The sequence below is a fragment of the Nostoc sp. CENA543 genome (genome assembly GCF_002896875.1).
Taxonomy (GTDB): domain Bacteria; phylum Cyanobacteriota; class Cyanobacteriia; order Cyanobacteriales; family Nostocaceae; genus Trichormus.
In genome coordinates this window covers 3,566,326-3,583,643 of the sequence record NZ_CP023278.1, presented here as the reverse complement: position 1 = coordinate 3,583,643, position 17,318 = coordinate 3,566,326, and the positions used below count along the sequence as shown (strand labels likewise).

Genomic DNA, 17,318 nt, shown 5'->3' with positions numbered 1-17,318 from the left:
TTCAAAATTCAAAATACCCTACGGGAAGCAAGCTACAAAATTCAAAATTAAAGACATTTTCAGTGGGGGATTTCAATCCCCACTGAAAATATGCTACGTATAGACGTAGGGGCCTTAAACCCTCGGATTTACGATAATCTCCCGCTACACGCCAAGCAGTGTAGCGGTGAGAGTTTCAACAGGCATATCAATTCCCAATGGAAGAAAATATGCCTATTATTGGCTAACAGAAACACTAGAAAAACTACGTTTGAGCATGAACACAGCTAACACAATACCTAAAACTGCCAGTGCTGTAGTAGGGTAGAAGAAAATTGTGTAACTGCCGAATATATCTCTAATTCTGCCAGCTAGCAAAGTCCCGCCTAAAGCACCTGCACCATAGGCTGTGAACACCAGACCGTAATTTTTAGCATAGTCTGCTGGTGAAAATAAGATTAAGGTAGTTGTAGGAGCGATCGCTAACCATCCACCAAAAGAAAAGTAAAATAGGGAAAACGCTACTAAATAGGTAGCTATAGCACCCTGACCAGCTTTCACCATCATTAGTGATGCAATTAATACTAAGGTAAAGGAAACAATAGCCCCCAACTTAGGACTAAAACGGTCAGTCAGCCAGCCAAAAAACAAACGCCCTAAAGCATTAAACACTGCAAATAAAGAGACTGTACTAGCTGCTGCTGTCGCATCTAGTTTAATGATTTCTTGGGCTAAGGGGCTAGAAATGCCAATTGCTGCTAGTCCTGAAAATGTACCGATGGTATAGCACAGCCATAACCCATAAAATGCTGGTGTTTGCAGTATGGTTTCAGAAGTTGTCAAAGGGGTATTGCTTTGGACTGAGAACCCAGGATTCCAACCTGCTGGTTGCCAGTCTTCTGGGGGTGTCTTCAACAAAGTTGCGATCGCTAGAATAATAGCTGTAAAACTTACACCTAAAATTAAAAAAGTTTGTCGCACTCCAAAGCTATCAATCAGTGATTTCGCCAAAGGTGCTGTAATTAATGGAGACAGACCAAAACCAATGACAGTTAAACCAACAGCAATACCCTTTTTATCAGGAAACCATTTAGCAATTACTGCCAACGGTACGCCATAAACTATACCCACACCCACACCCGCTATCACGCCATAGGTGAAAGTTAACACCTGTAAATTACCATTTAGACCTGATAAAATATAACCAAGTCCCATAATTACGCCACCGATTGCGGTGATCATACGAGTCCCGAAACGCTTGATGTAAAAGCCTGTAATTGGCATTAGTACAGCAAACATCATTAACAAGACCGTAAATGGTAATAGGCTTTCTGTAGCATTAATGTTCAGTAACTTTTCTAGAGGTTTTCTAAAAATACTCCACGAATAAACAGTACCAAGGCAGAGTAAAACAGTTGCACCAAGAGGGATCAATAACCATCTACCTTTTTCTGCGGGCAAACCAAAAAGCTGCATATCTGCATCTGTCCTCAGAAATAAATAATTTTTTTATCAGTATCTCACCTTTTTGGACTGAGAATAATTTGATTCATGCAAAATTCCGTGAATTCCAGAAATGAGATTATGCAATGCAGCATTACCATGAGCTATGGTTGAATGTTGTCGCCATTAAATATTACAAATATGCGACAGGTTGCCAACATCGCGTATGCCATTATTCACTGATACAGCTTATTTTGGGTAAGGTACAAGCATCAAACCCAAAATCAAGTAGAGACGTTATACTAATTCAAAATTCAAAACACTCTATGAGTAGGCTTACACCAGCGTAGCAAAGGCTTGCACCTAGAAAATTATGATTAATAACGCACCCATTTCTAGGACGGTCTACCGCACTGCGATCGCCATCAAAATACATGTATAAACTATTAACATCCGAAGATAAAATCTCCTTTCTATTGCGAGATATATACCATGTTATAGATTCGCTAATAGATACTGAGAGTTTATGGTAAATAATCATAAGTAAAAAATATGTATTCATGTCAGACCAACAAAGTTTAGACAAGCAAATCATCTCTCAAGTAGCTGAAAAAAGTATTGCTAATCAACTCGAAGCAGCAGAACAAATTGATATATATGTAGAAACTGATATTTTAAAAATTGTGCAGGGACAAGCAGATGGTGTAACATTCACTGGGCAAGGATTAGTTACTAAACAAAATATCCGTCTTCAAGAAATTAAACTGCAAACAGATAATATAGACATTAACCCCTTGGGGGCTATTTTCGGTCAGATTCAACTCAACAAGCCAGTAAATCTCATGGCTCGTGTTACCCTGACTGAAGCCGATCTCAATCATGCACTAAATTCACAATTTTCTCGAAAATTAGTGCAGCAGTTCCAGGTGAGTGTGGATGGCCAAGTTGTAGATTTCGATTTACAAAAAATGCAAATATCCCTACACAGTCAAAATCACATTGAATTACAAGGAAAAGTGCAACTTACAGAAAATGACCATAATCGCTTATTAGGTTTTACCGCAATGCTGCGACCCCGAACTCACTCCCATCCCATCATCTTAGAAAGTTTTAAATGTACTCAAGGAGAAGGTATTTCTCTCGACCTCATTGTACCTTTAATGCAGAAATTTCAAGAACTAACAAATTTGCCTTATTTTCAATTAGAAGATATTAATTTAAGCATTAAAAATGTGGAAATACAACAAGGTAAATTAATTCTTTTAATGGAAGCTAATGTTAATAAAATACCTGATTCGGTGACACAATTACTTGATTAAGTATATCATTCATTACAACTCCTAGTTAAATGAAATTATTAACTAATTCCCAAGGTTGTAATTTTTCCTGACCCTTTGTAATATTGTCAAGCCACCTTATTCTAAAATTAAACATATGCAAGAGTATGATGTAGTTATTATCGGTGCAGGTCACAACGGGCTAGTTTGTGCAGCTTATTTGCTCAAAGCTGGCTATAGTGTCCTACTCCTAGAAAAACGTCCTGTCCCTGGTGGTGCAGCTACCACAGAAGAATGTTTACCCAAAGAAGCCCCCGGTTTTAAATTTAACCTCTGTGCAATTGACCATGAATTTATTCATTTGGGGCCAGTGGTTGAAGAACTAGAATTAACAAAATATGGCTTAGAATATTTGGAATGTGACCCAGTAGTTTTTTGCCCCCATCCTGACGGTAAATATTTTCTCGCCCATAAATCTCTAGAAAAAACCTGTGCTGAAATTGCCCGTTATAGTGAACGCGATGCCAAAAAATATGCTGAATTTACCGACTATTGGCAACGGGCAATAGGTGCAATGATTCCTATGTTTAATGCACCGCCAAAATCCATCATCGATATTGCTGGTAACTACGACATTACCAAATTAAAAGATTTATTTTCTGTCATTGGTTCGCCAAACAAAACACTAGATTTTGTACGCAACATGATGACCAGTGCAGAAGATTTATTAAATGAGTGGTTTGATTCTGAATTTCTTAAAGCACCCCTTGCTAGACTTGCTTCTGAATTAGGTGCGCCGCCATCCCAAAAAACTTTAGCTATTGGTGCAATTATGATGGCAATGCGTCACAACCCCGGTATGGCTAGACCACGGGGTGGTACTGGCGCACTAGTCAAAGCTTTAGTTAATTTAGTGACAGCAAAAGGTGGTGTTATTCTCACAGACCAACAGGTAGAAAAACTATTAATTGATAATGGTAAAGCTGTTGGCGTTAGGGCATCTGGTGGAAAAGAATACCGTGCTAAATATGGAGTGATTTCTAATATTGATGCCAAGCGGTTATTTTTACAAATGACCGATAAGAGTGATGTTGATGCAGCCGACCCAGATTTATGGGAAAGATTAGAACGTCGTATTGTCAACAATAATGAAACTATCCTCAAAATTGACTTGGCTTTAGACGAACCCCTGCGCTTTCCCTATCATGCTCACAAAGACGAATATTTAGTTGGGTCTATCTTAATTGCAGATTCCGTTGCCCATGTGGAACAAGCCCATAGTAAATGTACCTTGGGAGAAATTCCTGATGCTGACCCATCTATGTATGTCGTAATGCCGAGTTTCCTTGACCCCACCCTCGCACCTCCAGGAAAACATACTGTGTGGATTGAATTTTTTGCCCCATATCAAATTGCAGGCGCAGAAGGTACAGGTTTAAAAGGAACTGGTTGGACTGATGAATTAAAAAACCAAGTTGCAGATAAAGTTGTGGAGAAATTAGCCACTTATGCCCCTAACGTCAAAACTGCAACTATCGCCCGTCGTGTAGAAAGTCCCGCAGAATTAGGTGAGAGATTAGGTGCGTACAAAGGTAATTATTACCATATTGATATGACATTAGATCAAATGGTGTTTTTCCGCCCTCTGCCAGAAATTGCTAATTACAAAACCCCCATTGAGAATCTCTTTTTAACTGGTGCAGGTACACATCCCGGTGGTTCAATTTCAGGAATGCCAGGACGTAATTGTGCGCGGGTATTTTTGCAGACTAAGCACCCCATCACCCAGACTTTAAAGGATGCACGGGAATCAATTAAGTCTACAGTCGGTTCGGTATTTGGTATCAGTTAAAAATTAGATATTTTCGTGCTTTTGCTCTACCGTAGCAAAGGCGCGAACTTCTCAAATTAAAGGTTTGTAGTAAGAACTAAAGTTCTCTCCACGAGACGCTCCGCGAACGAAAAGGACTAAAGTCCTTACTACAAACTAACATTGGTATTAGGTATCATCTGATTGCCGTTCTTGATAATCTTCGGCAGAGGTAGGATCTAATTCCCAGCGTGCATCGTCACGGCGTTCTAAAATGTCTTGAGTGTGCAGTAGTTCGTTATCATCCATTGCTAAACCCACAGCCGCTTCTATGTCTTCCGTCACATTCTGGTCAGGAGTGGGTGCAGTTCCGCCAACAGCTTCTTCGCCTACAGAGTCAGCATCTTGCCAATAAGCATCCACATCACCACCAGTTAATTCGGGACTGGTTTGTGTATATTCTCGTCTTCTTTCTTGCAGAATTCTGCCGCCAATATTGTAGCCAGGGATATCCTTCACACCTGTACCATAGGACTCGGTGACTACTTGTGGTAAATCATCAGATTTAACTTCGTGATTTTGATTATTTTCTGTCATAAAACTAGCCCTTACAATATCATTACCATAACTATTTTTAGCTGTTTAGTTGTACTACATAAGATGTACAACTTCAGAAATAAATTAATCTATTTCCTAAGAGCGAAGTACATCTAGACATTACAGTCTAATCTGAAAAGTATGAAATCTAAGGTCAAGCCACTTGTAGTTGAATCTGGTAGTTATGAGTGAGGAGTTCTCAACCCACGTTAAACCTAGATGAAAAATTCCTGCTCATAACTATTTTTCTTAAGGTAACGGGAAGAAGCAAATTTTGTACCTCATCTACTAAATTTACTGTCAATTGTTGCTGATTTTCCGTTAGCTACTCTGAACTGAAAAAGTTTTTAAATATCAATATAAATGCTGAAAGATAAAATACTTTCCTAAACAATGCCTAAAATCTCTGGATAACGGAGGAAGCAATGGACTATAACGAGTTTATTACTCATGTACAAAGCTTGGCTCAATCTAACTCCCGTGAAGAGGCAGAACGTGCTACCTGTGCGACTCTAGAAACGATAAAAGAACGCATTTCTGGAGATGAAGCTCAAGATTTATCTGCTCAATTACCACAACAATTAAGTCAGTGTTTGCAAGGTCGGGAAGGGGAGCCAGACCAAAGCTTTAATTTACAAGATTTTATTGTGCGTGTTAGTCAAAAAGAAAATCTAGAACCAACAACAACTGCAATTCATGTACGTGCAGTTTTTGCAGTGTTGCAAAATGCTGTAACACCACAGGAATTTGCTAAATTACATCGACATTTTTCTCACGACTATGAGGAAATGTTTGGGACACCTCCAACTAGTGAAGTTCCCGCTTAGACAATTCAAGATTAAAAATTATTAGTCAGGAAAAAACATGACCGACCACAACAATCATTCTGTTAAGAAAAAAGTAGCGATTCTCATTGAACAAGCAGTAGAAGACGTAGAATTTATCATTCCTTGCAATGGACTAAAACAAGCTGGGTTTGAGGTAGTTGTCCTGGGTGCGCGGATGAATGAAAAATATAAGGGCAAACGCGGTAAACTATCTGTGCAAGCTGATGCTACCACTACAGAGGCGATCGCATCAGAATTTGATGCTGTAGTTATTCCCGGTGGGATGGCCCCCGATAGAATGCGCCGCAACCCCAATACAGTCCGCTTTGTGCAAGAAGCAATGCAGCAAGGAAAGCTAGTGGCTGCGGTTTGTCACGGGCCACAGATGTTAATTGAAGCTGATTTACTCCAAGGTAAGCGCGCTACGGGTTTTATTGCAATTCGCCAGGATATGATTAACGCTGGTGCAAATTACGAAGATGAAGCATTAGTAGTTGACGGTAACTTAATTACATCCCGTGAACCCGGAGATTTACCCATTTTTACCACCGCAATTTTGAACCGTTTGGGTTACGGCGGTAAAGAAGCTGCATTACCAGATGTCAAAAACACCGGTGCAGACTGGTGGAAGCTGGCCGACGCTTGGGGTGGTTCGACTAAAACTGAAATCGTGCGTGGCTTAAATACAGCTTTGGCTGGAGAACGTTATTCACTAGAAGCACTACAAAGTTACGCAGAAAAAGAATCAGATACACAAGCTAAAGCGTTGTTTCAAGACATGATTGTGAATAAACAACGCCACATCGAAAGAATAGAAACATATCTGCAAAGACTTGGCGAAAAACCATCTTTAAGTGCAAATATTGCCAATCAATATGCCAAAGTCAAATCAACCTTGACAGGTAGCGATGATATCTACCAGATACGCTGCGCCTTGGGTGATTTACAAACAGGTATTGGTGATATTGGTAACTTGTGTGCAATGTACACAGACCCAGTAGCAACCGCTATTTTTAAAGGAATTTACCAAGATTTAGTGCAGTATGAACAACGATTAGTTAACCTATATCGCACACGCATAGCTGCGGTAATTAAGCCTCCTCAACCGACAACAGGCGCAGCTGTTTCAATTTAAAAGAATTGGGAGTAGAGATAAAACTCATGATCTACTCCCTAAATTTTTGAAATCTGGAGTAGAGTAACGTGACTTTAACATCAGGGGATAAACAAGCTGAAGCTAGTGATTTAGAACGTTGGGCTTCGCTTATTGGTGGCGGTGCGTTAGTTTTAATGGGTTTACGACAAGCCTCTTTGCGGGGAGTATTGACAGCTTTAGCTGGAGGCGGCTTGATTTACCAAGGTGCGACCAAACGCAGCACCATTCAACAAGCCCAAGAAGCCATCGGTTTGAACAAACCCATCAAAGTTGAAAAGACGGTGACAATTAACAAGCCAACAGAGGAACTATACCGTTATTGGCACAACTTTGAGAATTTACCCACCTTCATGAAGCATCTCAAATCTGTCAAAGTTTACAATGAGAAGAGGTCTCACTGGATAGCTAATGCACCTCTTGGTAACAGCATAGAATGGGATGCAGACATCTTAGAAGACCGAGAGAATGAGTTTATTTCCTGGGCTTCCGTAGAAGGCGCAGATGTAGAAAACTCCGGTTTTGTGCGTTTTCAACCAGCACCAGGAAATCGAGGTACAGAAGTCAAAGTAGTTTTAGAATACAATCCCCCAGGTGGAACATTAACAGCAATTTTCGCCAAACTCTTTGGTGAAGAACCAGAACAACAAATAGGCGACGAACTGCGTCGTTTCAAAATGCTCATGGAAGCAGGCGAAATCGCCACCACAGAGGGACAGCCATCGGGGAGGAAATGAGGGTGCAGGGGTGCAGGGGAGAAGAACTAATGACTATTGACTAATGACTATGGACTAATAACTATGAAAGCTGTTTGTTGGTATAGTGCAAATGAAGTTAGGGTAGAGTCAGTCCCAGACCCGACAATACTCAATCCCCGTGATGCGATTATTAAAGTTACTTCTACGGCGATTTGTGGGTCAGATTTGCATATTTATGGTGGCTATATTCCCACAGTACAGCAAGGTGACATTATCGGTCACGAATTTATGGGGGAAGTTGTAGAAGTTGGTCAAGGAATTGAGAATTTAAAAATAGGCGATCGCGTCGTTGTTCCTTCTACAATTGGCTGTGGTAGATGCCATTATTGTCAGCATGATATGTGGTCATTGTGCGACAACTCTAACCCCAAAGCTTGGATAGAAGAAAAACTCTTCGGCAACATCACCTCAGCTATTTACGGCTACTCTCATATGTTAGGGGGTTATGCAGGCGCGCAAGCTGAATATGTGCGCGTACCTTTCGCTGATGTGGGTGTGGTGAAAGTCCCGCCAGATTTATCAGATGAAATGTTATTATTCATCTCCGATGCTATCCCTACCGGTTACATGGGAGCAGAATTTTGCGACATTCAACCAGGAGATACTGTCGCAGTTTGGGGTTGTGGTGCAGTCGGACAATTTGCCATGATTAGTGCCTATATGATGGGTGCAGAAAAAGTCATTGCTATTGACCGCTTTCCTGAACGCTTAGAAATGGCAAAAAAATACGCCAAAGCCGAAATTATTAATTACGAAGAAGTCAATGCAGGGGAAGCATTAAAAGAAATGACTGGCGGACGTGGCCCTGATGCTTGCATTGATGCGGTTGGTTTAGAAGCGCATGGTGTGGGAATAGAAGATTTCTATGACCAAACCAAGCAAAAACTAAAATTAGAAACAGACCGTCCCCATGTATTAAGAGAAATGATGGTGGCTTGTCGTAAAGGTGGGACTCTCTCCATCATGGGTGTCTATGGTGGATTTGTAGATAAGATACCTTTTGGTGCTGCTTTTAATAAAGGTCTTACCTTCAGAATGGGACAAATGCACGGACAAAAATATATGCACTTGTTACTACAACTAGTATTAGATGGCAAACTTGATCCATCTTTTGTAGTTACCCATCAATTACCTCTAGAACAAGCACCCCGTGCTTATGAAATTTTTCAACAAAAACTAGACAACTGCGTCAAAGTTGTACTCAAACCTTGAAATTAGACAGTAGTAGGTGAAAAATCATGTAATTACACCCAATTACATATTAATAAATCACACTTTAAAAAGATGTTTAGTTACATCTTCTACATCAAAAATAGAGATGCACTGTAATTGAGGTTCTTTATGAATCGAGTAATTTCTTGGTTACAAAACTTCCTCCTACGTCAAGTTGTAATTGTTTGTTTAATTGGAGCCACTTTCTTTATAGGTCAGTCTTTTACATATAGCAGTGCCATGATTGCTCAGGCTGATGTAAAAACTCCAGAGGGTATCTATTACAAAGGCACACCAGATAGTCAAGGAATTGGCGATAATCAAGTGAGAAATGCCCAAGAAAAGCTCAAAGATACTGTTGAGAACGTGCGCGAGAAATTAAATTTAAACGAAGAAACACCTAGAGCCACAAAAGAATTTCAAGCTGATGTAAAAAGAAAAGCCAAGGAAGCAGTTGAGCCTATTACCAATCGTGACCGTGGTTATTATCAACAACCAGAATCTCAAAGAGAAATTAGAAGATAGTTCTAAATAGATTCTATAGAGACGCATTTTATCGCGTCTCTTAATTCAATTTCACGTTCCAAGGTTCTAAGAAAGCAGAAGCATAGTTAATAAAACCAATTATTGAATGACTGTTGACTAATAACTAATGACTAATGACTAATGACTAATAACTAAGGACTAATAACTATGAAAGCAGTTTGCTGGCATGGTACAAACGATGTCAGAGTAGAAAATGTACCTGACCCGAAAATTATTAACCCCCGTGATGCCATTATTAAAATTACGTCTACAGCCATTTGTGGCTCAGATTTACATATATATGATGGCTATATCCCTACAATGCAACAGGGTGACATTCTCGGTCATGAATTTATGGGGGAAGTCGTTGAAATAGGAAGCGCAGTCAAAAATGTGCAAGTAGGCGATCGCGTTGTTGTTCCTTTTACTATTTCTTGCGGTTCTTGTTTCTTTTGTCAACGGCAATTATGGTCTTTGTGTGATAATTCCAACCCTAACGCCTGGATGGTAGAACTGCAAATGGGACATTCGCCAGCCGGTTTATTTGGCTACTCCCATTTATTCGGCGGTTACGCTGGCGGTCAAGCGGAATACGCCCGTGTACCGTTTGCTGACGTGGGTTTACTCAAAATTCCTGATAATCTCACAGATGAACAAGTATTATTTTTAACAGATATTTTTCCAACAGGTTACATGGCGGCGGAAAACTGTCACATCAAACCCGGTGATATTGTTGCTGTTTGGGGTTGTGGCCCAGTCGGACAATTTGCCATCAAAAGTGCATATATGCTGGGTGCAGAAAGAGTAATTGCTTTTGACCGTATCCCCGAACGTCTACAGATGGCGAAAGAATACGGTAAGGCGGAGGTTCTCAACTACGAGGAAGTCAATATCGGCGAAGCACTCAAAGAAATGACCGGCGGACGTGGCCCCGATGCTTGCATTGACGCAGTGGGAATGGAAGCCCACGGTACAGATATGATGGCTTTTTACGACCAAGTTAAACAAGCTGTGCGGCTAGAAACAGATAGGCCAACAGCCTTAAGACAAGTCATTGTTTCTTGTGGTAAAGGTGGTCATGTCTCATTAGCAGGTGTATACGGCGGTTTCCTCGACAAAATACCAATGGGTGCAGCCATGAACAAAGGTTTAACCTTCAAAATGGGACAAACCCACGTTCATAGATACTTAAAACCATTACTAGAACGTATTCAAAACGGTGAAATAGATCCTTCCTTTGTCATCACCCACAAACTACCTTTAACAGAAGCACCCCACGGCTACGAAATTTTTAAACACAAACAAGATAACTGCATCAAAGTTGTACTCAAACCTTAAGGTGATCAACTTATGACTGACACTAGTGTCAAAAAAATAGACTCTTCCCATTCTCCCAAAGGGAAACTTGGTCAAAAATATCTAGCCTCCGGTAAAACTGTTTCCATGCGGCTTTGGGAACATGAACAACCAGGAGAAGATAAACAACCAAGTCAACGTGAATATGAAACCGTTGGCTATGTAATTAATGGTCGTGCAGAACTGCACATTGAAGGACAAATGATTTTACTGGAACCTGGTAGTTCTTGGGTAGTTCCTAAAGGTGCAACTCATCACTACAATATTCTAGAGGCATTTACAGCCGTCGAAGCTACTAGCCCCCCTGCCCAAGTTCATGGACGTGATGAAGATTAAAACCCATTCGTAATTAAAGCGAAAAGACAGCCAGAAACCATGCCTCTAAGTATTTTCAGCCGATTAAAGCTATTAGTCTGACACACAAATTATCATACATCTATAAAGACACCCGACTTTTTTAAAAAGTCGGGTGTCTGAACATAAGCAACCTGTCAAAATCAATCTGAAGAAAGTAATACCAATTTGAAAAATAAGGGCGACAAATGGATTGCCCAAAAGCTTACCAGCAAAGTATTCCATAATCCAAAATCTAAAATCTAAAATCCAAAATAGTAAGATGCGATCGCACCCAAGCGATAATTTACGTTCTAGCCAAAATATGCTAACTGCTTTAATGCCTGATGCAGATGATTACGTGCATCCAAAGAGTTAATTTGGCTGTAAATATCTCCTATTTTTTATATCACTCCTGACTGATGTAGATAAAAGATTTACTTAGTTTCCTAGAAGCAATAAGCCATAAAAATCAAAGATTTGTGAGCTTGTATTCTGTCACTTAACTAAGAAGCAAAATGTTTTATCATTCTAAAAAACTGCAATATTTCAAACCCCCAGAAAAGCCAGATCCAGTCTACGCGATGAAAATTCAAGAACTCATCGGCGGCACTTTTGGCGAAATGACCGTCATGATGCAGTACCTATTTCAAGGTTGGAACTGTCGTGGCCCTGCCAAATATCGAGATATGTTGCTAGATGTGGGGACTGAAGAAATCGGTCACATTGAAATGTTAGCTACAACTATCGCCCATCTTTTAGACAAAGCACCTGTAAACATCCAAGAAGAGGGAGCAAAAGATGCAGTAGTAGGTGCGGTGATGGGTGGAACAAACCCGCGAGATGTGATCATGAATGCAGCCATGAATCCCCAACACGCCATAGTTTCTGGTTTAGGTGCAACTCCATCTGACAGTGTGGGCTATCCTTGGAATGGTCGTTTTATTGTTGCTAGTGGTAATCTCTTAGCTGACTTTCGTTCTAATCTCCACGCCGAAAGTCAAGGACGCTTACAAGCAGTAAGATTGTATGAAATGACGAATGACCCAGGGGTGAGAGATACCCTGAGTTTTATGATTGCCCGTGATACCATGCACCAAAATCTCTGGTTAGCGGCCATTGAAGACTTAGAACAATCTGGACTAGAAAGCACACCAGTTCCTAGTTCTTTCCCCTTGGAATTAGAAAAACGTGAATTTGCCTATCAGTTTTGGAATCACTCCGAAGGCAATGAAAGCTCAGAAGGGCGTTGGGCAAAAGGTCGTTCAATGGATGGCAGAGGCGAATTTGAGTATGTTACCAACCCCCAACCATTAGGGCCACAACCACAGCCACCACAACCAGAACCACAACTTCATGCTACACCCCAAACTAGACCAGAACAACAAGGAGATGGTTCTAGAAAACCACCCGTAGTTCAACATATTGGCTAGAAATAGTCAATAGTCAATAGTCATTAGTCATTAGTCATTAGTCATCACTCAGCATCGGCTAAACGCCCCGCTTCCGCTAACAGCACTCATTACTTATCACTCATCAGTTTTTCTTCCCCTGCCCCCTGCCCCCCTGCACCCTGCCCTCTACCTCATTGCCCCCAAGTGAGAGCTATGACCCCTCACCCCATAATTGACTCGCACGACGTAAAATAGAAAAACGACCACAGTGATTGCCGTGATCGTGGACGAATTAACTATACAAGCTAGATTGTACTATAAACCCATGCTTTTTGACTTACCCCAATGTGGGGTTTTTTGTGTTGTATAGATATTTTCTTATCTGCTGACCCTTGCTGGTTCAACCCACTCATCCCAAGAACTGTCGTAACCAGTATAGGTAACTTTATAACGATTATTACGCACCGCTAAAATTTTCCCGTCATACCATTTTCCTCTCCAGAGAATTCTGGCTGAATCACCAGCTTTAAATAATGCGCGAAAGCGGGCAGATCCAACCCATTCATTCCAGGAACTATCATAACCATCGTAGGTAATATAACACCTGTTATTTTTCACTCCTAATACTGTAGCTGCATACCATTTTCCTTTCCAAAGCACTTCTGCTTTTTGTCCTACAGAACAGGGTGGAGCAGCCAAAGCACTAGGGATAAGTGTTCCTAGCCAAGCTGCCATGAAAACGCCGGCAAACAGTAATTTATTTTTCATGTTTTCTATGGGGCGGTGAAATTTACTACTAGCTTTCACTATTTTCACCATGCTGAATTAGCGATCGCCTCAGCAAGAACTAGGAATTTACACCGCCGTCGATTATGATATTACTGAGTATCTTTGTCTGAAAAATAAGTTCTTGACAGAAATCTTACTTAGTTAATATGAATTAATTGTAATGAGCCAGAAAACTGAATTTAGTTAAACTCCCTTAAACCCAGCCTTGTTTTCTATTTCCTGTTCTTTGGCTGTAGAAACTTCCTGATTAACCATTAAATGAGTAGAATTTTGCCGACGCAAGCTAAGTTGACTAATTAAGATACCAATTAATATCAAACCACCGCCAAAATATTGAGCAGGAGTCGGAGCTTCACCGAGAATTAAATAAGCTGCTAAAATACCTGCCACGGGAGTAAAAGAACTAGCTAAAGAAGCTGTAGATACGCTAGCGACTCTTAAACCTTTAATCCAAAATGATTGACCGACGACAACAATTAAACCTCCATAAATCAACATCCATTTCCATAAAAATGGTGATAGCACATCCATAAAATGGTCACGACCATAAAGCACAAGCGCAATCATAAAGAATACGACTGTGCCTAAAGCTGTGCGAAAAATACTGTAAATCCCCAAGGGAATATCAACTAGATGTTGTTTACTAATCACTGTTGCCAATGATAAAAATATTGCTCCTGTAGCTGCTAATAATTCACCTAAACCAATATTTAGTCCCGCCATATTCATCATTATTTGCTCATTCTGAGGCTGAAGAACAATGGTAATTAATACACCAATAAAAGCTGCGATCGCTCCGATAATTTCTCCTCTATTTACCCGTTCTTTCAAAACCACTATCGATAAAAATAATGTTAAGGGAACTTCAATACGTCCTATCAAAATGACATTATTAACATTGGTTAAAGCCAGAGATTGAAAAATTAACCCAGGGGCTAAAGCTCCTGCTAAAATCGCTACAACTATTAAATATAACCAATCTTTTCGAGTAATTTTCTGCAAAGCTGTTTGATTCCACTGTCGCCCATAAATAAAAATCATCAAGAATAAAGCGCAGAGATTACCCACAAACAAAACATTACATAACGAAATTGGGTTGCGGCCACCTAAGAAGTTTTCTGCACCAATTTCGGTTAGCTTGCGCGTTATGGCACTGGATGCGCCAAAAATTAACACTGCTAACCATAAATAAACTTGACCAGGAATTTGGTGTATGAAACGATTCTTTCTTCTTAACTTGGCCACAATTACACCACCCCCACGAGACAATCATTCAATATAGGAATCATATTTGATTTTGAAAACCCTATCTTGTTACTTCTTAACCCCCATTCCTGATTTTGTACTTAAAACCTGATTTTTCTGAGAAAATGCTGAGTATTCACTGAATCACTTGCACAAGTAAATTCAGGTAATTTCCATTTAGGCTTCAGGTGAACTTCAGTAGTTGTTGAGATGCTGTAATCGCTGGGATAAACCAAAAACGGAGTTACCAATGAAATTTGCACCATCTTTACTCACAACTGTTGCTTTAGCTGGGATGTTAACGGTCTTTGACGTTCCATTACAAGCCGTTAATCCTAATTGGGTACAAGCATCAGCAGAAGAAATGAAAGATGCTACAGGCTTGACTGCACAACAAAAAATTGATTTTCTAGCCAAACACAAAGGTCAGTTTGGTAGTGGTGATCAGTTGCGTCGTTTCTTCTTTGGCGACTTAGAACCACTGGGAGTTCAACCGGGTGGCGCAGGTATGGTAGTAAATCTTTATAACAAGGCTAATAATGTCACCATCTCGTACTGTGCTACATATGATGTAGTAGTTGCCGTCAAAAAGGGCAAAATCAAAGCTTTTGCACCCGAAGAAGTTAAGTAATTACCTCATATATTATTTGTTAAATAGATACCCGATTTGATGAAAAAATTGGGTATCTATTCATATCGTCATATTGACGCATTCTCCACGCATCGCGACTCGTACAAAACCTTATATTCACTAAAGTTCCTGATAGTATTAGAATTATGGGCGATCGCTAAACTCATAAATTTCACAGTGCAAGGTTTTATTAACTTAAACAAGCCATTTGGCTGGACTTCTCATGATTGCGTGGCCAAGGCGCGAAAATTATGCAAACTCAAACGTGTAGGACACGCAGGTACATTAGATCCAGCCGCTACTGGTGTGCTACCCATTGCAGTTGGTAAAGCTACAAGATTATTACAATATCTTCCCAGTGATAAAGCTTATCAAGCCACTATCCGCTTTGGGATGCAGACTACAACTGATGACTTACAAGGTGAAATCATCTCGTCCCAACCCTGCGCGGAATTAGATTTAGCACAAATAAAAACGGCATTAGCTAAATTTATCGGTAAAATTGAGCAAATTCCACCAATTTACAGTGCGATTCAAGTCGAAGGAAAACGCCTGTACGATTTAGCGCGTCAAGGTACAGCCGTAGAAGTTCCCCCAAGGACAGTAGAAATTTATCGCATAGAAATTTTAGATTGGCGAGTCGGAGACTTTCCCGAATTAGATGTAGAGATAGCCTGTGGTAGCGGCACATATATTCGGGCGATCGCGCGTGATTTAGGTACAGTGTTAAATACAGGCGGAACTCTCGCTGCTTTAGTACGTACTCAAAGCAGTGGTTTCAATTTAGCAAATAGTCTCACCTTAGATGAGTTAGAAACCCAACTCTCAAACGGGACATTTCAACCCACCCCACCAGATACAGCCTTACAACATCTCCCATCTGTAACTTTACCCAGTATTTCTGCTCAAAAATGGTGTCAGGGACAGCGCATTTCCCTAACTCCAGAAATCACCGGTCAGGTGCGAGTCTATGAAGCAACCCGTTTTTTGGGAATTGGGGAATTACAAGCGGGTGTATTAATTCCGCAAATGGTATTTGAACCTATTGCTTAAAATCTAGAAACATCACACAACAAAACGAATTAAGCCTTATGACACCAAGTGTTGACGTTTTGGGGACTTCTAGAAAATAAACTATCCAATTTATTTTTTCCAAAAAATCTGTCTTTCCCCCTGCTCCTTGCCCCCTGCCCCCCTGCCATCAAAGTGATAGTATATTTTTTAATTGGAAGTCCCTTGAATCACCTACGCTACACCATACCCTGTATACGGACGCTTGTAAGGCGGATGTAATCCCAAAACAATATCTTCCTTCGATACCCCCATTTCTACTAATGCTTGGGCAATATCTAGCTCAGTCGTATTGCGCTGAATCCAAATTTTGCCATCTTTAATGTCCAAATGGATAAAACAGTTATATACTCGCTTGAGTCCTTCCCAACCAACATCAAGTAATTGATAATGGTCATGTTCTCTATCAAAAATTAGCTGACACTCAACATCTGGGTTACTCTTTTCTATAGATGCTTGTTCAATTAGCAAGTTACGAATGCTTTGACGGTAGTATTCTATTCTCTCCATTCGATAACCTCTTCTTTAATTGGCTCATAGACAACAAGCTTTATTTGATAAAGCTTGACCGCTTCTTTAACAAACAGTTCTTGGAAGAACGTTTTAAAAGTATCAAAAGGTACTGCTAGATAAAGCGTCCGGTCTGGTTCTTTCATTTGTAGGGCAAGCCGATAGTTGAGAAATTGCCCCAAAGCTACGTGAAAGTCAGTAATCGCTGAACTATTTAGAAAACTTTTTACTTCTACTGCAATTTTTCTACCTGCTTTCTCAGCTCCTAAAATTTTTTCTGCTGCTAAATCAATCTCAAACTTTACACCTTCAATTTTTATTATGAGTGGATCGGCTGTAATTATCCACTTTTCCTTCAGTAGTGCTTGTTTGACAGCCCCATGAAATAGGTCTTTAGCTGACATCGTT

18 protein-coding genes are annotated in these 17,318 nt (G+C 40.3%); 12 read left to right on the top strand and 6 right to left on the bottom strand.

Going from position 1 to position 17,318, the window contains the following annotated elements; all coding sequences use genetic code 11:
* Positions 1 to 216: 216 nt before the first annotated feature.
* On the bottom strand, positions 217 to 1,455 hold the full coding sequence (locus CLI64_RS14790) for an OFA family MFS transporter (RefSeq protein ID WP_103137928.1): 1,239 nt from the start codon (positions 1,453 to 1,455) through the stop codon (positions 217 to 219).
* Positions 1,456 to 1,982: 527 nt separating this feature from the next.
* On the opposite strand from CLI64_RS14790, the gene CLI64_RS14785 reads away from it, so the two are divergent.
* Positions 1,983 to 2,741 carry a DUF2993 domain-containing protein gene (locus CLI64_RS14785; protein WP_103137927.1) on the top strand — a complete coding sequence of 253 codons (759 nt, stop codon included), beginning with the start codon at positions 1,983 to 1,985 and terminating at the stop codon, positions 2,739 to 2,741.
* 115 nt (positions 2,742 to 2,856) lie between these two features.
* Positions 2,857 to 4,551 (top strand): beta-carotene ketolase CrtO, encoded by a 1,695-nt coding sequence (gene crtO, locus CLI64_RS14780; RefSeq protein WP_103137926.1) that lies wholly within the window; start codon positions 2,857 to 2,859, stop codon positions 4,549 to 4,551.
* Between the two features lie 147 nt (positions 4,552 to 4,698).
* On the opposite strand, the gene CLI64_RS14775 is transcribed toward crtO, so the two are convergent.
* The gene (locus CLI64_RS14775) at positions 4,699 to 5,106 is read right to left on the bottom strand and encodes a DUF6335 family protein (RefSeq protein ID WP_103137925.1); all 408 of its coding nucleotides are present in this window, start codon (positions 5,104 to 5,106) and stop codon (positions 4,699 to 4,701) included.
* Between the two features lie 425 nt (positions 5,107 to 5,531).
* Between CLI64_RS14775 and CLI64_RS14770 the strand changes: the two genes are divergently transcribed.
* The 8 genes from CLI64_RS14770 (at position 5,532) to CLI64_RS14735 (ending at position 12,703) form a co-directional block, all read left to right on the top strand.
* Complete coding sequence (locus tag CLI64_RS14770) at positions 5,532 to 5,933, top strand: DUF2267 domain-containing protein (protein WP_103137924.1); 402 nt, start codon at positions 5,532 to 5,534, stop codon at positions 5,931 to 5,933.
* Between the two features lie 37 nt (positions 5,934 to 5,970).
* Entirely contained in the window at positions 5,971 to 7,068 is a 1,098-nt protein-coding gene (locus tag CLI64_RS14765; protein ID WP_103137923.1) for a DJ-1/PfpI/YhbO family deglycase/protease, read from the top strand.
* 68 nt (positions 7,069 to 7,136) lie between these two features.
* The gene (locus tag CLI64_RS14760; RefSeq protein ID WP_103137922.1) at positions 7,137 to 7,823 is read left to right on the top strand and encodes an SRPBCC family protein; all 687 of its coding nucleotides are present in this window, start codon (positions 7,137 to 7,139) and stop codon (positions 7,821 to 7,823) included.
* A 63-nt stretch (positions 7,824 to 7,886) separates the two neighbouring features.
* Complete coding sequence (locus CLI64_RS14755; RefSeq protein ID WP_103137921.1) at positions 7,887 to 9,056, top strand: zinc-dependent alcohol dehydrogenase; 1,170 nt, start codon at positions 7,887 to 7,889, stop codon at positions 9,054 to 9,056.
* Positions 9,057 to 9,185: 129 nt separating this feature from the next.
* Positions 9,186 to 9,581, top strand: a complete 396-nt coding sequence (locus CLI64_RS14750; RefSeq protein ID WP_103137920.1) for a hypothetical protein — start codon at positions 9,186 to 9,188, stop codon at positions 9,579 to 9,581.
* A gap of 168 nt (positions 9,582 to 9,749) precedes the next feature.
* On the top strand, positions 9,750 to 10,919 hold the full coding sequence (locus CLI64_RS14745; RefSeq protein ID WP_103137919.1) for a zinc-dependent alcohol dehydrogenase: 1,170 nt from the start codon (positions 9,750 to 9,752) through the stop codon (positions 10,917 to 10,919).
* Positions 10,920 to 10,931: 12 nt separating this feature from the next.
* Entirely contained in the window at positions 10,932 to 11,273 is a 342-nt protein-coding gene (locus CLI64_RS14740; RefSeq protein WP_103137918.1) for a cupin domain-containing protein, read from the top strand.
* A gap of 515 nt (positions 11,274 to 11,788) precedes the next feature.
* Positions 11,789 to 12,703, top strand: coding sequence for a manganese catalase family protein (locus CLI64_RS14735; protein WP_103137917.1), 915 nt, complete (start codon positions 11,789 to 11,791; stop codon positions 12,701 to 12,703).
* Between the two features lie 339 nt (positions 12,704 to 13,042).
* Here the strand turns inward: CLI64_RS14735 and CLI64_RS14730 are convergent, their stop codons facing one another.
* Positions 13,043 to 13,483, bottom strand: a complete 441-nt coding sequence (locus tag CLI64_RS14730; protein ID WP_225977350.1) for an agenet domain-containing protein — start codon at positions 13,481 to 13,483, stop codon at positions 13,043 to 13,045.
* 153 nt (positions 13,484 to 13,636) lie between these two features.
* The gene (locus CLI64_RS14725) at positions 13,637 to 14,698 is read right to left on the bottom strand and encodes a DMT family transporter (RefSeq protein ID WP_103140739.1); all 1,062 of its coding nucleotides are present in this window, start codon (positions 14,696 to 14,698) and stop codon (positions 13,637 to 13,639) included.
* 250 nt (positions 14,699 to 14,948) lie between these two features.
* On the opposite strand from CLI64_RS14725, the gene CLI64_RS14720 reads away from it, so the two are divergent.
* Together CLI64_RS14720 and truB are read left to right on the top strand one after the other, a co-directional pair.
* Positions 14,949 to 15,329, top strand: a complete 381-nt coding sequence (locus tag CLI64_RS14720) for a hypothetical protein (protein WP_103137916.1) — start codon at positions 14,949 to 14,951, stop codon at positions 15,327 to 15,329.
* Between the two features lie 177 nt (positions 15,330 to 15,506).
* Positions 15,507 to 16,382 carry a tRNA pseudouridine(55) synthase TruB gene (gene truB, locus CLI64_RS14715; RefSeq protein WP_103137915.1) on the top strand — a complete coding sequence of 292 codons (876 nt, stop codon included), beginning with the start codon at positions 15,507 to 15,509 and terminating at the stop codon, positions 16,380 to 16,382.
* A gap of 192 nt (positions 16,383 to 16,574) precedes the next feature.
* Here the strand turns inward: truB and CLI64_RS14710 are convergent, their stop codons facing one another.
* Both CLI64_RS14710 and CLI64_RS14705 read right to left on the bottom strand, forming a co-directional pair.
* Positions 16,575 to 16,910, bottom strand: a complete 336-nt coding sequence (locus tag CLI64_RS14710; protein ID WP_103137914.1) for a XisI protein — start codon at positions 16,908 to 16,910, stop codon at positions 16,575 to 16,577.
* Entirely contained in the window at positions 16,898 to 17,314 is a 417-nt protein-coding gene (locus CLI64_RS14705) for a XisH family protein (RefSeq protein WP_103137913.1), read from the bottom strand. The genes CLI64_RS14710 and CLI64_RS14705 overlap by 13 nt, the downstream gene beginning before the upstream one ends.
* Positions 17,315 to 17,318 lie beyond the last annotated feature (4 nt).

What these genes read in the sequence shown, in the direction of transcription:
- CLI64_RS14755 (WP_103137921.1), top strand. Translation starts at nt 7,887, where the DNA reads ATGAAAGCTGTTTGTTGGTATAGTGCAAATGAAGTTAGGGTAGAGTCA.
- CLI64_RS14765 (WP_103137923.1), top strand. Translation starts at nt 5,971, where the DNA reads ATGACCGACCACAACAATCATTCTGTTAAGAAAAAAGTAGCGATTCTC.
- CLI64_RS14730 (WP_225977350.1), bottom strand. Translation starts at nt 13,483, where the DNA reads ATGGTGAAAATAGTGAAAGCTAGTAGTAAATTTCACCGCCCCATAGAA.
- CLI64_RS14790 (WP_103137928.1), bottom strand. Translation starts at nt 1,455, where the DNA reads ATGCAGCTTTTTGGTTTGCCCGCAGAAAAAGGTAGATGGTTATTGATC.
- CLI64_RS14775 (WP_103137925.1), bottom strand. Translation starts at nt 5,106, where the DNA reads ATGACAGAAAATAATCAAAATCACGAAGTTAAATCTGATGATTTACCA.
- CLI64_RS14785 (WP_103137927.1), top strand. Translation starts at nt 1,983, where the DNA reads ATGTCAGACCAACAAAGTTTAGACAAGCAAATCATCTCTCAAGTAGCT.
- CLI64_RS14710 (WP_103137914.1), bottom strand. Translation starts at nt 16,910, where the DNA reads ATGGAGAGAATAGAATACTACCGTCAAAGCATTCGTAACTTGCTAATT.
- crtO (WP_103137926.1), top strand. Translation starts at nt 2,857, where the DNA reads ATGCAAGAGTATGATGTAGTTATTATCGGTGCAGGTCACAACGGGCTA.
- CLI64_RS14745 (WP_103137919.1), top strand. Translation starts at nt 9,750, where the DNA reads ATGAAAGCAGTTTGCTGGCATGGTACAAACGATGTCAGAGTAGAAAAT.
- CLI64_RS14705 (WP_103137913.1), bottom strand. Translation starts at nt 17,314, where the DNA reads ATGTCAGCTAAAGACCTATTTCATGGGGCTGTCAAACAAGCACTACTG.
- CLI64_RS14770 (WP_103137924.1), top strand. Translation starts at nt 5,532, where the DNA reads ATGGACTATAACGAGTTTATTACTCATGTACAAAGCTTGGCTCAATCT.
- CLI64_RS14720 (WP_103137916.1), top strand. Translation starts at nt 14,949, where the DNA reads ATGAAATTTGCACCATCTTTACTCACAACTGTTGCTTTAGCTGGGATG.
- CLI64_RS14750 (WP_103137920.1), top strand. Translation starts at nt 9,186, where the DNA reads ATGAATCGAGTAATTTCTTGGTTACAAAACTTCCTCCTACGTCAAGTT.
- CLI64_RS14740 (WP_103137918.1), top strand. Translation starts at nt 10,932, where the DNA reads ATGACTGACACTAGTGTCAAAAAAATAGACTCTTCCCATTCTCCCAAA.
- CLI64_RS14735 (WP_103137917.1), top strand. Translation starts at nt 11,789, where the DNA reads ATGTTTTATCATTCTAAAAAACTGCAATATTTCAAACCCCCAGAAAAG.